The organism is Paraburkholderia lacunae (assembly GCF_003353175.1).
GTDB classification, from domain to species: Bacteria; Pseudomonadota; Gammaproteobacteria; order Burkholderiales; family Burkholderiaceae; genus Paraburkholderia; species Paraburkholderia lacunae.
Map to the genome: position 1 here is coordinate 52,091 of NZ_QHKS01000010.1, position 13,593 is coordinate 65,683.

Consider the following 13,593-nt stretch of genomic DNA (forward strand, 5'->3'; position numbering starts at 1 on the left):
CCGATTTAACAATTATGTATGTGTGCGCCGCAACATTTAAGCGGCTTTCACGGCCGACGCCGGCATCAGTCTGTTTTGTTCATACGGGATTGCGGCGAACCGACCCACGTTCATTTTCGGACAGGCGACGAATCCGGCTCACCTTTGTCTGATGGGGCGGCCACATCTCGATGAAGCCAAAATGTGACCCCTGCCGCTGGGTTGCCCCCGTCCGGGCATGGGTGTTGCCGTGCTGTTGCTATTTTCATGAACGTGTGCGGTGAAATCGTCCATCTCCTTGCGAGGCAGCCCTTCACAGTCTAAGGTTCAAGTAGTTTCTCAAGTCTGTTGTGCGCTGCGGCAGGAGGAAGGGATGAGAACCACGACGCGACATCTCGTACGGTTGCTGTCCGATATCAAGCGTGCCCATGAATGCAGGACGCTCCGGGCGGTCGCCACCCGCAACACGATGCGCCTGGCGGCGGAGGAAGCCGCCTCTGAGTCGGCCCCGCCGAAAGACATCCGTCGCGACGAGACGCGTCGCTCGTCGGCCGAAATCTACCTCCTGCCCGGTCCCGAAACAGGCTCTCGGCTGCACTAGAAGTGTGCGTGCGAGGACGTTGGCTGAGGCCAGTTCACATCGGCGCGCCAGGCAGCAGGAACCGTAACCGGCGTGTTAGCGCCAGGAAAGCTGATAGAGCGTAGGATTGGGACACGGTCTTGCGGACTAGCGCGGTGCCGGCCCATGCCGGTCCTGCATCGTGTGCCCGCATTCTGGTGAAAGACATCATGAAATTCGTTGCAGCGACAACCGGCATATTCAACGAGCCAGGCAAATGAAGGAGAAACATCGCTTTGGGGCTGGTCGACTCAGGGGGTGCTCCGCCGTCTGGCCACAGGAGGTCCAACATGAAACTAGACGCCGCCATGTTTGTGCGACTGCGCCGTCTCGCTCCGGTTCTCGATGACGTACTCAACGCAGGAGAGGTCGAGCACGCAGACCAGGCCGTGGACCTCGCTTCACTTGCTGAGCTGTGCTCACAGTTGTTCGACGCGTACCACTGCGAACACCCGGGCGAGATTGCGCAAGTGCGACTCGACGCTCTCGAGCCGCAGTAACATACTTCGTCTGGACAAACCCCACACGGGTTACCAAACAACGGGAACGCAGTCCTGAATCATCGGGCGTGCTGGTAACGCGTCTTTTCTTGCATCTCGACACTTTATACGAGACAAGGTGTTGCACCTCACATTTGAGACCGCCGCCCGAATTGACCCGTACTCCGCAATCGGCTACAAATTCGGTGTCGGAGTCTTGGATAGCGGTTTCAACACTGTGGTTGAGCGCCGTGCAGTAACTTCCGCTGTTGCAATATGTACAAGATTCAGGCGTACGGAATTGGGTGCGCTCTTTACACTTTGTTGGATTGAATGATGGAAACAGGCACAGTAAAGTGGTTCAACGACGCGAAAGGCTTCGGCTTTATCACGCCGGACAATGGCGGTGCGGACTTGTTCGCTCACTTCTCGGAAATCAGGGCAGAGGGTTTCAAGTCATTGCAGGAAAACCAGAAGGTCAGCTTCGACGTGAAGATGGGCCCGAAAGGCAAGCAGGCCGCAAACATCACACCGGTCTAAGAGAAAACCTGCGTCACTGCAGCATACGATGCCCGGTTCGCCGGGCATCGTGCTTTTCCGACGAAGCTCAGCCATGAGAGCATCGCTACCGTCCGCGCCGACTCATCCGACGTCAGGTACACGACCGCGCGCGTCATTTCTTCTGGTCGCCTGAAGCGACCCGCTGGCACCTAACCTCCCGCAATCCGCCAAACTGCCCGCAGAATGCCCCTCGTTGCGCCCAATTAGATTTCCATCTGTACTTGTTTCCATGGAGCGACTTGTTGAGCCCATGTACGCGGTCTTCTGACTTCTCTCGCGGTGTCGTTTGAACCGTACCATTGATAGCAATTCAAGCAGTTGTAGTCGAATCGCAGGCAGTTGAAGAATCGAGAGTTGAAATACCGCGTAGTTGAAGCAGTATGCGTTAAAGGCAGTGGGGGTTTGCATCAAGCACGCGTCAGCCTGCAAGGCACCGAAGTTGTGTGTTAGTTGTTGGCACAACTATTTCTCCGCGTGCGCATTGGTGTCAAACAAAAAACAATTCGCAGAAGTCGTTGCGCCGTATTCAGCCCGTGCCTCGCTTTTCTCGGTCGGCAACTGTGTCCCATCGCACAGACGATGCAAAGCCATCATTACGCGACATGGTGAAAACCAGAGCCTGCCTGGATTTCTCCAAATGGACTACCCCAATAGCGGGCGCGGTCGATAGCGTTTCTCGCACGGGCCAGCCTCTTGTTTAAGCTGGGACGGGGGTACTGGAAAATTCGCCGTTGCCTCATCAGAAAAGCGCGAACATTTCTTAACGTGCGCCGGCGTTCGACTGAACCGTTGACGATGGCGTCCCACTGGGTGGACACGCATACGTGCACCGAAGCAACCACTTTGCGCATCGAGTTCGATAGCGCGCCATAACGACTTCAGCCGGTTGACTGCAACCTTTTTTGCGGCGTTGCACACGCCCAAGTAAACGTTCATTTGCTGTCTCCAAGCAAGGCCCTAGGCGTTGACCGGGTTTTCCCTGGAGCACCGCTGTGCGTCAATACCAGCGGGACATTCAGCGTGTCTGGCACACGCCGCTCATCGCCGCAACGCAGCAAACGATTGACATTCGCACACTCAGTCCTAGAATGAATTCCGCTGCACCGCACCAACGTTCCTACTCTGTGGCTCGTCGTTTGTGATGCCGTTCGGCGGTGTTCCGGAGACTCGCCACGTTCACCCTTTTGGAGTTAGTGATGAGCAGTCTCGCCCCTGAACAACTTTTCGCAGCGCAGAAGGTCGGTTTCGAAACGATATCTGGACTCCTGACCAAAGCTTTCGGCGGCGTTGAAAAGCTGATTGAAGTGAACCTGCAAGTGGTCAAATCGACGCTCACCGAAAATCAGGAAATTACGGCCAAGGCGCTTTCGGCCCAAAACCCACAGGACTTGTTCGCTCTGCAGGCCAGCTATACGCAGTCCGTGACAGACAAAGCGCAGTCGTACGGCCGTAAAGTGTACGAAATCATCTCAAGCACGCAAAGTGAATTCGCGGCGGCGGCTGAAGCGCAGTTCCAGAAGTACCATCGCGAGACGCAAGAGTTCGTCGACAAGCTTGCGAAGTACGCACCGGCCGGAAGCGAAACCGCCGTGGCAGCATGGAAGACATTCATCACGACAGCCAGCGAAACGGCCAGCACGACGTATGAAGCTGCCAAAAACGCTACGAAGCAAGCGGTTGAGATTGCCGAAAGCAATGTTAGCGCTGCGTCGTCGGTCTCGGCTAAGCGGACTCGACAGGCCGTCGTACCAGTCGCTGCCGTTGAGAAGTAACAGCGCTTTTGACCTCGGCCACTGCCGTCTAATTCTTCAAGCGAGCCTCTGCTCGCTTTTTTTTGCGCGTGAACTTTTGAAGCACGGCGGCGTCCAGCGCGCCTCGGACGCCGTCATGGAGCAGTGGCCCGAGCTAGAAATTCGCAGGCATGGTTGCGCGGGTAGCCGCCGTTGCTTAGTTGAGTTGCGTCCACTGTCAATCATGCGAATTGACCGGACTCCTTGTGGCCGAAACTTCGTCGTGCCAAGTCCAACGGGGCACGTCCGAACCAACGGGAGCGAGGTTGAAGGAGAAGCGGATGACCACCGCAGAAAAGTCTTTGCGTTTGCTGGTTGAAAAATGGCTGACCCCAACTTCCGCGACACCAGTTCGGGTAACCCGATTCGGTCGCACAGCCTCTAACGGGAGACGTTATGTATGCGTTGAGGCACTGCGACCCGAAGGCCCGGTTGCGCTTTTTTTCTTCCGGCACGATGACGGTAGCTGGCGCGTGTTCCCGCCTGAGAGCAGGAGCTAACATACGTGCTTACGCAAGTGCGGCGTGACGTGGCTACCCGAAAATAGCAGCACCGGGCACGTCAGGCGAAAATCCGGGAGCGGCGCATCTGTCGCAGCCAGTCCGTCGCGAGTTCATCTACTGTTTGCGACGTCCCGCTGCAGGCAGCGGCATAGCCAAGCTTGGCGAAAAGTTCGGCCCACGCATGAAGGACTTCGGCCGGTCAATAGAACGATAATGAAATGCATGCTGACGGTTTCGACTGCACCTGTTGCAACCACCCGCTCGAGCAGGATGCTCAACGCTGGCCTGCAGCAGCAGGAAGTATCACCGCTATCTCCGTCGATGGTGCTGTTGTCACCTTCATGGTCCGACGAATCGGTGGTTTCGCCGAGTTGCCCCCTGTTTTTTCAAGTGTTAGCGTGAAACTCACGGCACGGAGCGGCCGCGGCGACGCAAATAGCCAGGTCTCGCGACAAGCCAGTCCCACACGGGGCAGGATACATTCGACCGGAAGACAGCATCATGGTCCACCGTATCTATGTCGACAGCACCGACGACTTCGTCATGTGGCACGCTGTGGACGCACTGGGTCCGATTGCACATCCGCGCGTCCTGGTGGTCGATGACTACCCCGCCTGCGCAGATGCGCTGCAGCTGTTACTGGAGCAAGACGGGTTCGAAGTCCGCAGCATCGGCGACGCGTGCGCGGCCTGTGCGGTCGCCGAACAGTGGCGGCCTTTCGCCGTTGTTGTCGACATTTCCATGCCCGGCATGACTGGCCTCGACCTCGCACGCCAACTTCGGGTTGGCGCGCTCACGCGCGATATGCTGCTCGTTGCCCTCACCGCGCGTGCCTCCCCCGAGGACATAGCCCGCGCGTTCAAGGCCGGTTTTGATGGGCATTGCGCGAAACCGCTCACGCCGGTTCAGTTACTCACCGTGCTCCGGTCCGTTACAGGCAGGTGAGGCTGTATGCGCGACCTGGTGAATTTCGACAACTGCGGTCGCCGCCGGCGGCCGACTCTGTGACCATCCCGCATTTGTTTGACGATATGGCACACGTCCGGCGCCTGTCATCATTCTCCGGCTCAACAGATGTTAGCAATAGTCTTCTAGGCGTAGGGTCGCCTGATTTATGATGAGACCGGTACCGACGCGACTCCTCTCGGCGACGGCCCGGCGGCTGGGTCAACAAAGAACCAACGCAACCATGGTCAGCACCCTCATAATCGAAGCCAGCGTCTCGCCAGACGGGAAACTGGTAGTTTTCATCGCATTTGCCCGTGAACGGGCGGTGCAATGTTCGATTACCCGCGAGGTACTCGAACAGTATTTCTGGGCGCCCATCGGCGCAAGCGATGCGCGTCTTCTAAAAGCTTATATGGACGGACAAAAGCGGATTGCAGCTGCTGTTGAGCGAAAGATGCTGAAAGCCCCGCACGAACCAGTAAGACTGGGCGCGGCAGACTTTTCCCGCTAGCGGACTCTCATGTTACTCCGGCCAACTTGTCATCCCAGCCGGGCGCGGGCGTTCAGGCACACCTCATCGAGTGCACGACCTTATCGGGTACCTGTAGAGCCCGACTCGAAAGCATGACTCGCTGCATAACATCAGCGCCTGCACCGTTGGTGCTCAACCACAAGGTTGTGGACTCCACGACGTGCTCGGGCGAAAGCCAGTCGCCGGTCAGGTGTTTTGCTAGCAGGTGCGACGAAACAAGATAGGCAAGTAGTTCGGACCGCGCCCGGAGGTCTAGGTTGAGTGGATTGTTCACGCTTTAACGCCAGCAGTGGTCGAGTTCTGGGCCAGCGGTCACGCAGCCAGCCGATGCTCGTAGAAAGGCCGGTCCCTGTCATCAAGTATCGCGTACATTGCCGCCAAGTCCGCCGCATCCGGACTCAGCCACGCATCGACGTTTTCCGGTTTGATTGGAATGATGCAGCGGTCATGGCCGGCAGCAGCAACCTCGGCTGGCGGCTCATCCGTTATCGCCGCAAATGACAGCAAGTCGGGTTCACCGGGTGCCGACCAGCATGACCACAAACAGGCGACCAGCATGTCATGGGCCGGATTCGGATTGAACTGGAGGACTACATTTTCGTCCTTTTCACCAGGAGCAAGCTCGCGGCCCTCCATCTTTGCGCGGCTGACGTTTTCGTAAAACGTACTGACCACAAGGATGCCATGCGAGTGGCCGAAGAGCGGCTTCCAGAAGGCTTCGAGGTTATCGCGACGGGCGTTGTATGTGCCCGGATATTTGATGTCGTAACTGTGGGGTTTGCCCGCAATGCGGCACTGATAGCGCATGGGTTTTATGACGCGTTGGCCGCCTTCCATCATCATGACGGGCGCGTAGTGGCCAGGGAATATGCGAGAGTCACGAGCCTTGGGCTCAGTCCGTTGGATGTCTTCGAGCTTGCCGAGCGTCCATGCGATTTTGTCGGTGGCGATTCGCTGGCTTTCGGCGGCCGCCTTCGTGACCTTCGTCTGAAGTGTGCGTTCGGCGTCCGCCAGTCGCTTGCGCTGCTTAAAAAGGTCTTGCGCGAGCTTCGACGTCTGTTCGGCGTTGAACTTTTCGATGAGAGCTTTGATTTCTCGCTCGGCTTCGGTCTGAGGCTGAGCAAACGCATCCGCCATTGCTTTCGGCACTTTTGCCTTGCTGGTGCCGTCTGCGCGCTCGAAGAACAGGCGTGCGAACTCGTGAATGTCCATCAGAGCGCCGAAAGTGCGCACAAACTTCCTGTAGTCAGCCAGAATTTGAGCCGAGTAGCACATAGGATTCTCCGGTTCGCGTCTCCATGATAGTAGACGTGTACGCTGTGGTGCCACTCGAGGCACTGTCCGGCCCCGACCTAAACCGAACTGGGCGACCCGCCGGAGCTAAAGAGACTTCTTCAAGCAGACGGCGGTCGCCGGACACAAATGGGCAAACTGCTTACTCGCTTGCAGTTCAGCAGGCGCACGGCCTCGATTTGTAACTACATAGCCGGCCCGCGCGAAAAAGTCCGCTGCCGTCGTCGTGAGCAGCCACAGCTCCGATATCTCATTCGCGCGCGCCAGGTCTTCAGCATGCGCACGCAGGCGACTTCCCAATCCCGCATTGCGGGCAGTCCCCCCGACCGTCAGCGACCTTAGTAGCGCGATAGCTCCAAATCGCTCAAGCCCGACGCAGCCGACCACTGAACCATCAACATCTTCTGCTACGGCAAAGTCACTCAACAAGTCCTCGGTGATGTCGGAGGCCGGCAAGTCATTCTCTGTGAGCATGGCTTTGACGGCTTCAAGGTCATCGCTTCGTGCGGTACGTATCTTCATGGCGGCTGTATAGGTGGTTGAGTTCAGTTGAATCGTCAGGCCGCAATAGGTGTCGTCCTGCGGCTGACCCGGACGGCCACGAAGAATGCGATTGCAGACAATATCGATACGAGAAACACCGTCCATTCAACAGCGACGTAGCCGTGCGTGAAGCTCCAGATGCTCGCGGCGGCAATCGGCGCTATCCCCTTGGCGACATTGGAAGGGAACGAAAGCATGCCACTTACCGCGCCGTATCCTTCGGTCCACATCAGGTCCTGGACGATGGTGCCGCGCAGGATTGTCATCATTCCGTTCGCGGCCCCGTAGCAGAGCGCAAACAGGCAAAGCAGTGCCGCGGAATGGCCAGCGCCAATCAGAATGACCGTCGACAGGGGAAAAAGCGTCACGACAATGATACCCACAGTGCTCACTTGAACCGTCCGGCCGAATGTGAACCACACCGCGCGCGCGGCCACCTGAGCGGGACCGATGAGGGCCATGGTTGTGACCAGCACCGCGTTCGACACGCTTCGCTCGACCATCAGCGGCACCAGATGGAATGTGAGCGCCGCGAATGTCGCGTAGTAGGCGGTGAAGCACACAGCGAGCGCCCAGAACGTTGGCGTGCGAAGCGCGCGGCGTGTGGCCGCGTCGTTCGCCAGCTTTACCTCACCGTTACCTGGTCTTGAATCCCGGTCCGAGCGCGACGAGCGGATGGCAACGACATGGATAGGCAGGCAGATAGCGAGGCTAGCGGCCGCGAGCACAGCAAGCGAAGCCCGCCACCCGACCGAGCCGACCAGCAACTGGGTCAGGGGGATGAAGACTGTGCTGGCGAACCCGGCGACCAAGGTAATGAGCGTAATTTTGGTCCGGAAGCTCCGTGGATACCGGTGCGTCACGACTGCGAAGACGGGGTCGTAGAACGTCGCTGCCATCGCAATCCCAAGACCAATCCACGCGACGAAAAGCGCGGTCAGCGACTGCGCGTCGGCCCAAAGCAACAGCATGGTCGCCGCGATGACCGAGCCGACGACCATCACCCGTCGCCCGAGTCCGTGGTCAATCCAGCGGCCGATGGGATAGGCCGCAAACCCGGACACCAAAAGCCCCACAGACAAAGCGGCGTTCGTCGCGGTCCTGCTCCAACCCATCGTATGTTCCATGGGCAGGACCAGCAGGGAGAACGAGTAGTAGACGGAGCCCCATGAAACGAGTTGCGCTAGTGCCAGAGCCCACGTCACAAGCCTGTCCTGACAATCGGCCGGTGCGCTGTTTCTACGGGCGTTCTCACTCCGGCTCGACATTGTGCTCAATTTGGTCAGCCCCTCATCTGGCTCAGGTTATGGACATTGCCGCTACCGATGCGAAAGGCGTCGCAGCAAAAGAATTTTGCTGACGCCAACCTGTGCGCGATGACGGCGGCGGCCCGCTCGTGAATCGGACTCACGCGGGGCATAGTGACCATCTCAGGCACTGACTCGACGGTACCGAGAAAGCCCATTCCCTGCTGGCTGCAGAATTTCTCAACGCGTTGCGCGACAAACAGCGCCCGCAGGCGTCCAAGGGGTGCGCTGACTCCTCTGCCCTTATCCAGTGTCGTCAACGCGACGAAGAACTTCGAGCCCTCGTCGGCGAGCCAATTGCGGACCTGAAGCAACGGCGTTTTCCAGTCGCACGGTGGCCAGATGCGGCTCAGCACGTCGGCATCCATCAGCAGGACAGCGGCGGACGAGCCGCCCGGGGCGAGAAAACGAGCGAGCGCGAGCTTCTCGTCAACGGCTGCATTCAAGGCAATCGCTGAGGTCGCGTACCCGGTCTCCAACTGAAACGTCCGCGACACGTCAACTGCCAGTGTCGCGCAGCCCGACTCCGGCACAGCGCGCTCGTCGGCAGATGCCTGCGGTGAGGCACTAGCCCGTTCGTGCACCATCAGCATTAGTAACCCCCGCATGAGGCGGCAACGCCACCCTCCCGATGCTGGAAGGAGCGATCCAGTGAAGACCCGGTCGTCGTAGTCCATGACAGCCTCCTAAGATTTCACATTTCCAGAATACCGGAAATATCGTATAATGCAAGCAACGAGTGACGGATTCGAGTCGCCGAAGGCCCAGCAAAGCGCGTCGAGTCGACCCGACGTCTCCGTGTATCTGGAAATGTCAAATAGCAGGATGACCCGATGACAGTTCATGCAATTAAGGGCGACCAAGGCTTCCCGGCCGCCAGGACAGATTTTTTCGACACCGATATTGCCGCGAGACTTGGGATGGAGGGGCAGCCACCGGTGCGGATTCTGTTGCTCTACGGCTCGCTGCGTGAGCGCTCGTATTCGCGGTTGCTTGTCGAGGAGGCAGCTCGACTGCTGCAGACGTTCGGCGCCGAAACCCGGATTTTTGACCCGCGCGGTCTGCCGCACGCAGACGACGTCGACGTGAAGAACCACCCGAAAGTGAAGGAGCTGCTCGAGCTGTCGCTGTGGTCCGAGGGACACGTGTGGTGCAGCCCGGAGCGCCACGGCACCATCACCGGCCTGATAAAGACGCAGATTGACCACCTGCCGCTCGTCAGCGGCGGTATCCGGCCGACGCAGGGTCGCACGCTGGCCGTCATGCAGGTCAGCGGTGGTTCGCAGTCGTTCAACTCGGTTAATCAGCTTCGTCAACTCGGCAGGTGGATGCGCATGTTCACCATCCCCAACCAGTCATCTGTCGCCAAGGCCTTTGAAGAGTTTCAAGAGGACGGCCGGATGAAGCCATCGTCCTACTACGACCGCTTGGTCGACGTGATGGAAGAACTAGTGAAGTTCACCCTGTTGCTTCGCGGCCGTGCCGACTATCTCGTCGACCGATACAGCGAACGCGTGAAAGAGGACCGTCCGCTCGACCCCGCGACCGACCTGGCTTCCCGGGCAATCGCCGACCATTCCCGCAAAGGAGCCTAGGCGAGTAACCAATAAAGGACTGTGATGGCAACCCTAGATTCGAAGCTTGCAGTCAAGGCGCTAGCGGCGCTTGCGCACGAGACTCGTCTCGCGGTCTTCCGCCTGCTGGTAACCGCAGGACGGTCGGGCATGAGTCCGGGCGCCATTGCAGAAACACTGGGACTTCCCGCGCCCACGCTGTCATTCCACCTGAAGGAACTCGCACACGCGGGCCTCATCGAGGGCAAGAGTCAGGGCCGGTTCATCATCTACTGCGCCAGCTATGACCACATGCAGACGCTCATGGATTTCCTGATGGAAAACTGCTGCGCAGAGGAGCAAGCAGAGCAATGCGGCTGCGCGACCAACGAAACGGAGGCGTAATTGAAGCGATTTCACGTGCACGTTGTTGTCCCGAAACTCGACGAGAGCGTGCGTTTCTACAGCAGCATGTTCGGCGCGGAGCCTTCTGTGCTCAAAGACGACTACGCGAAGTGGATGCTTGAAGACCCGCGCATGAACTTTGCCATCTCAGCGCGCGGCGGTGAAACTGGCGTCAATCACCTCGGCTTTCAGGTCGATAGCGACGACGAGTTGACCGCTCTTCGCGAGCAGGTCGTCGCCGGAAGCGTTGCGGTGCAGGACCAACCTGGCGCGCAGTGCTGCTACGCCAGCTCGAACAAATACTGGACGCAGGACCCGGCCGGTGTGCCTTGGGAGACGTACCACACGCTCGGTGGCATCCCGATGTTCGGCGCGGACAGCCGCCAGAAGGCCGGTGTCGACGAGGGTGGGGCCTGCTGTGCTCCGGCCATTTCAATTCCAGCCGTTATAGAGAAAAAGGTCGGGTGCTGTTGAATCTGCGGCATCAAAACAAACGGCCGTCCAAGGGCGGCCGTCGAAGGCGCAATCTCTTCCGGCTTCGCACGGAATTCACTCCAGGCGGGACTGGTTGCCCAGCGCCGTGGCGCTTTCACATCCGATAGCGCACCGTATCTGGGCAGCGTTATCGCTTTTGAGTCAGGTCACGCGGGAACCGGCTTGCACTTCACCTTTTTTCTGGGAGCGCAGGCCGCCGAATCCACTCCCTGGCAACAGTTTTCGGTGAGGAATCCGACGAGTTCGTTCATCTGCTCGATTTCCGGCGCGTAGTAAACGAAGCGCCCCTCCTGGCGTGACGTGACCAGACCGGCGTGCGTCAGCTCTTTCAGGTGAAAGGACAGCGTTGCGCCCGCAAGGTCAAGCTTCTCCTGGATAACCCCCACAGTCAGGCCTTCGGGCCCCGCGGTCACCAGCAGCCGGAAAATACCGAGGCGCGTCGGTTGCGCCAGTGCGGCCAAAGCCGTGATTGCGTCTTTTTCCTTCATGATGTGCCGTTCGTTGGGTCTGTACGATGATTCTAACGCCTCACGTAGCAGGCGCGTCGTCGACCGTAGGTTGCTTCAGGGTCAGCTCGCAGGTGCCGGGCTCAGTTCAGCATGTGATGTCATCGAACGAGGTTGCTGGCCTCTAACATTTCCATTATATTGGATATATAGATATATTATCCCGAGCCGCAACCCATTCCGGAGAAATTCGTGGTCGAATCCCGAACGTACAACGTGCTGTTCCTCTGCACGGGCAACTCCGCTCGCAGCGTGATGGCGGAAGCACTTCTCGCCACGTTGGGGCAGGGTCGCTTCCATACATTCAGCGCAGGAAGTCATCCGACCGGAAAGGTCAACCCTTTCGCAATCGAACAGGTCACGAAGACGGGCTACGACGTGTCCAATCTCCGTAGCAAGTCGTGGGATGAGTTCGCCGAACCGGGTGCGCCGCGTATGGACTTCATCATTACGGTGTGCAACCAGGCAGTTGGCGAAGTATGTCCGCTCTGGCCGGGGCATCCGTCGTCAGCGCACTGGGGCTTCTACGACCCCGCCGCTGCGGAAGGCCCGGATGAAGCGAAGCGCGCTGCATTCGAGCAGGTTTTTCAGCAGATAAAACACCGGGTCGAGGCGTTCCTCAAGGTGCCGCTTGAGACACTTGATGAAGCCGCCATTCGTGCCGAGTTGCAGAGGGTTGGCGACATCGACGTCACAGACATTGGCGCGACCTCGTAACGGGTACCGACGGGCTTCCAACTGCATATCCGCCTAGGGTTCCACATGAACGACAAAGTCTACAACGTGCTGTTTCTCTGCACCGGCAATTCGGCTCGCAGCGTGCTCGCAGAGGTCCAGTTGAATGTGCTGGGCGGTGGTCGCTTCATGGCCTACTCGGCTGGCAGTCATCCGAAGGGAGAAATCAACCCGTTGACGCTGCAGCTCCTGCAGCAAATGGGGCTCCCCACAGACGGCCTTCGAAGCAAGTCATGGGATGAATTTGCCGCCCCTGATGCGCCTGTGATGGATTTTGTCTTTACCGTGTGCGACCAGGCCGCCGGAGAGCATTGTCCAGTCTGGCCCGGGCAACCGGTCACTGCGCATTGGGGCGTTCCCGACCCGGCCGCAGTCGAGGGTTCCAACGACACAAAGAAGCGCGCCTTCAAGGATGCGGCAGCGACACTGCGCAAACGGCTCGAACTCTTCAAGAGCCTGCCGCTCGCCTCGCTTGACCGCCTCGCGCTGAAAAAGCAAGTCTCCGACATCGGGAAATCACCACTATGAGGTTGCGTCATGCCGTCGTCGCCGAGTTCTTTGGCTCGGCGCTGCTTCTCGCGACCGTCGTGGGCTCCGGCATCATGGGCGAACGACTTGCCGGCGGCAATGTGGCAATCGCACTCCTGGCCAATACCATCGCGACCGGCGCTGGTCTGGTCGCGCTCATTGCCACCTTCATCAGCATCTCGGGTGCACACTTCAACCCGTTGGTGACGCTCGCCGAGGTCTGGCTTGGCAAGCTGCGATGGAAACATGCTGCGGCCTATGTCGCGGCGCAAGCCGTCGGTGCGATTGCCGGAGTGATTGCCGCTCACGGGATGTTTGACCTGCCGCTGATAGAAGTATCGCGGCACGTGCGCACGGGCCCATCGCAATGGTGGAGCGAGGTGGTTGCCTCGTTTGGCCTGCTCACGGTCATACTGAACGTTGCAAAACGACGAATGGAGTTCGTCCCGGTGGCGGTCGGTGGCTATATCACGGCGGCCTACTGGTTCACGGCGTCGACCTCGTTCGCCAACCCGACGGTGACGATTGCGCGCTCGCTCACCGATACCTTCGCGGGTATCCGACCTGTCGACGCACCTGGTTTTATCGTCAGCGAACTGGTAGGTGGCGCCCTCGCAGTGCTCCTGTTCCGCTGGATGGAGCGTACACATGATTCATCGGGCAGTGTGCCTGAAGCGGTCAACAATGAAGGTGCCACCGATGACGCTGGGCGTCTGCGTGAGGAGACGGCTGAGCAGATTGACGTAGCCGGATTGGGTGGCGGGCAGAGACGCTAGTGGCGACGGGGGGGAAGCGCTCTTTCTTCCACCTTGGCGAT

17 protein-coding genes are annotated in these 13,593 nt (G+C 59.0%); 12 read left to right on the forward strand and 5 right to left on the reverse strand.

All coding sequences use genetic code 11. The annotated features are described in order from the left end of the window. Positions 1–352 precede the first annotated feature (352 nt). From DLM46_RS16755 to DLM46_RS16785, 6 genes are all read left to right on the forward strand, one after another. Positions 353–580 (forward strand): hypothetical protein, encoded by a 228-nt coding sequence (locus tag DLM46_RS16755; RefSeq protein ID WP_133300351.1) that lies wholly within the window; start codon positions 353–355, stop codon positions 578–580. Between the two features lie 308 nt (positions 581–888). After that, positions 889–1,098, forward strand: coding sequence for a hypothetical protein (locus DLM46_RS16760; protein ID WP_115101870.1), 210 nt, complete (start codon positions 889–891; stop codon positions 1,096–1,098). A 315-nt stretch (positions 1,099–1,413) separates the two neighbouring features. Then, positions 1,414–1,617 (forward strand): cold-shock protein, encoded by a 204-nt coding sequence (locus DLM46_RS16765; protein WP_115102045.1) that lies wholly within the window; start codon positions 1,414–1,416, stop codon positions 1,615–1,617. 1,217 nt (positions 1,618–2,834) lie between these two features. Continuing rightward, a complete protein-coding gene (phaP, locus tag DLM46_RS16770) occupies positions 2,835–3,410 on the forward strand; it encodes a TIGR01841 family phasin (protein ID WP_115101871.1) in 576 nt (191 codons plus the stop codon). A 1,022-nt stretch (positions 3,411–4,432) separates the two neighbouring features. Next, positions 4,433–4,876: a response regulator gene (locus DLM46_RS16780; RefSeq protein WP_115101872.1), complete on the forward strand. Its 444-nt coding sequence runs from the start codon at positions 4,433–4,435 to the stop codon at positions 4,874–4,876. Positions 4,877–5,120: 244 nt separating this feature from the next. Then, entirely contained in the window at positions 5,121–5,390 is a 270-nt protein-coding gene (locus DLM46_RS16785; protein WP_115102047.1) for a DUF1488 family protein, read from the forward strand. Positions 5,391–5,723: 333 nt separating this feature from the next. Here the strand turns inward: DLM46_RS16785 and DLM46_RS16790 are convergent, their stop codons facing one another. From DLM46_RS16790 to DLM46_RS16805, 4 genes are all read right to left on the reverse strand, one after another. Further along, positions 5,724–6,686, reverse strand: coding sequence for an SOS response-associated peptidase family protein (locus tag DLM46_RS16790; protein WP_115101873.1), 963 nt, complete (start codon positions 6,684–6,686; stop codon positions 5,724–5,726). Between the two features lie 105 nt (positions 6,687–6,791). After that, on the reverse strand, positions 6,792–7,352 hold the full coding sequence (arsN2, locus tag DLM46_RS16795) for an arsenic resistance N-acetyltransferase ArsN2 (RefSeq protein WP_244306257.1): 561 nt from the start codon (positions 7,350–7,352) through the stop codon (positions 6,792–6,794). Beyond that, positions 7,262–8,515 (reverse strand): MFS transporter, encoded by a 1,254-nt coding sequence (locus tag DLM46_RS16800; protein ID WP_115101875.1) that lies wholly within the window; start codon positions 8,513–8,515, stop codon positions 7,262–7,264. Before DLM46_RS16800 ends, arsN2 begins: the two co-directional genes overlap by 91 nt. Positions 8,516–8,529: 14 nt before the next feature. Further along, positions 8,530–9,231 (reverse strand): hypothetical protein, encoded by a 702-nt coding sequence (locus DLM46_RS16805; protein WP_133300352.1) that lies wholly within the window; start codon positions 9,229–9,231, stop codon positions 8,530–8,532. 243 nt (positions 9,232–9,474) lie between these two features. On the opposite strand from DLM46_RS16805, the gene arsH reads away from it, so the two are divergent. The 3 genes from arsH to DLM46_RS16820 are packed head-to-tail and all read left to right on the forward strand — an operon-like array spanning position 9,475 to position 10,986. After that, positions 9,475–10,149, forward strand: a complete 675-nt coding sequence (gene arsH, locus DLM46_RS16810; RefSeq protein WP_279635202.1) for an arsenical resistance protein ArsH — start codon at positions 9,475–9,477, stop codon at positions 10,147–10,149. Between the two features lie 24 nt (positions 10,150–10,173). Continuing rightward, entirely contained in the window at positions 10,174–10,512 is a 339-nt protein-coding gene (locus DLM46_RS16815; protein ID WP_115101878.1) for an ArsR/SmtB family transcription factor, read from the forward strand. Then, the gene (locus DLM46_RS16820; protein ID WP_115101879.1) at positions 10,513–10,986 is read left to right on the forward strand and encodes an ArsI/CadI family heavy metal resistance metalloenzyme; all 474 of its coding nucleotides are present in this window, start codon (positions 10,513–10,515) and stop codon (positions 10,984–10,986) included. A 167-nt stretch (positions 10,987–11,153) separates the two neighbouring features. Here the strand turns inward: DLM46_RS16820 and DLM46_RS16825 are convergent, their stop codons facing one another. Continuing rightward, positions 11,154–11,495 carry an ArsR/SmtB family transcription factor gene (locus DLM46_RS16825; protein ID WP_115101880.1) on the reverse strand — a complete coding sequence of 114 codons (342 nt, stop codon included), beginning with the start codon at positions 11,493–11,495 and terminating at the stop codon, positions 11,154–11,156. A 210-nt stretch (positions 11,496–11,705) separates the two neighbouring features. Between DLM46_RS16825 and DLM46_RS16830 the strand changes: the two genes are divergently transcribed. Genes DLM46_RS16830 through DLM46_RS16840 form a run of 3 tightly spaced genes read left to right on the forward strand, consistent with a single transcriptional unit; the run spans position 11,706 to position 13,552 of the window. After that, complete coding sequence (locus tag DLM46_RS16830; protein ID WP_279635200.1) at positions 11,706–12,230, forward strand: arsenate reductase ArsC; 525 nt, start codon at positions 11,706–11,708, stop codon at positions 12,228–12,230. Between the two features lie 45 nt (positions 12,231–12,275). Further along, positions 12,276–12,776 (forward strand): arsenate reductase ArsC, encoded by a 501-nt coding sequence (locus DLM46_RS16835; RefSeq protein ID WP_115101881.1) that lies wholly within the window; start codon positions 12,276–12,278, stop codon positions 12,774–12,776. Beyond that, complete coding sequence (locus DLM46_RS16840) at positions 12,773–13,552, forward strand: aquaporin (RefSeq protein ID WP_244306259.1); 780 nt, start codon at positions 12,773–12,775, stop codon at positions 13,550–13,552. The genes DLM46_RS16835 and DLM46_RS16840 overlap by 4 nt, the downstream gene beginning before the upstream one ends. The last annotated feature ends 41 nt before the right edge of the window (positions 13,553–13,593 follow it).

What these genes read in the sequence shown, in the direction of transcription:
- DLM46_RS16755 (WP_133300351.1), top strand. Translation starts at nt 353, where the DNA reads ATGAGAACCACGACGCGACATCTCGTACGGTTGCTGTCCGATATCAAG.
- DLM46_RS16760 (WP_115101870.1), top strand. Translation starts at nt 889, where the DNA reads ATGAAACTAGACGCCGCCATGTTTGTGCGACTGCGCCGTCTCGCTCCG.
- DLM46_RS16765 (WP_115102045.1), top strand. Translation starts at nt 1,414, where the DNA reads ATGGAAACAGGCACAGTAAAGTGGTTCAACGACGCGAAAGGCTTCGGC.
- phaP (WP_115101871.1), top strand. Translation starts at nt 2,835, where the DNA reads ATGAGCAGTCTCGCCCCTGAACAACTTTTCGCAGCGCAGAAGGTCGGT.
- DLM46_RS16780 (WP_115101872.1), top strand. Translation starts at nt 4,433, where the DNA reads ATGGTCCACCGTATCTATGTCGACAGCACCGACGACTTCGTCATGTGG.
- DLM46_RS16785 (WP_115102047.1), top strand. Translation starts at nt 5,121, where the DNA reads ATGGTCAGCACCCTCATAATCGAAGCCAGCGTCTCGCCAGACGGGAAA.
- DLM46_RS16790 (WP_115101873.1), bottom strand. Translation starts at nt 6,686, where the DNA reads ATGTGCTACTCGGCTCAAATTCTGGCTGACTACAGGAAGTTTGTGCGC.
- arsN2 (WP_244306257.1), bottom strand. Translation starts at nt 7,352, where the DNA reads ATGGACGGTGTTTCTCGTATCGATATTGTCTGCAATCGCATTCTTCGT.
- DLM46_RS16800 (WP_115101875.1), bottom strand. Translation starts at nt 8,515, where the DNA reads ATGTCGAGCCGGAGTGAGAACGCCCGTAGAAACAGCGCACCGGCCGAT.
- DLM46_RS16805 (WP_133300352.1), bottom strand. Translation starts at nt 9,231, where the DNA reads ATGGACTACGACGACCGGGTCTTCACTGGATCGCTCCTTCCAGCATCG.
- arsH (WP_279635202.1), top strand. Translation starts at nt 9,475, where the DNA reads ATGGAGGGGCAGCCACCGGTGCGGATTCTGTTGCTCTACGGCTCGCTG.
- DLM46_RS16815 (WP_115101878.1), top strand. Translation starts at nt 10,174, where the DNA reads ATGGCAACCCTAGATTCGAAGCTTGCAGTCAAGGCGCTAGCGGCGCTT.
- DLM46_RS16825 (WP_115101880.1), bottom strand. Translation starts at nt 11,495, where the DNA reads ATGAAGGAAAAAGACGCAATCACGGCTTTGGCCGCACTGGCGCAACCG.
- DLM46_RS16835 (WP_115101881.1), top strand. Translation starts at nt 12,276, where the DNA reads ATGAACGACAAAGTCTACAACGTGCTGTTTCTCTGCACCGGCAATTCG.
- DLM46_RS16840 (WP_244306259.1), top strand. Translation starts at nt 12,773, where the DNA reads ATGAGGTTGCGTCATGCCGTCGTCGCCGAGTTCTTTGGCTCGGCGCTG.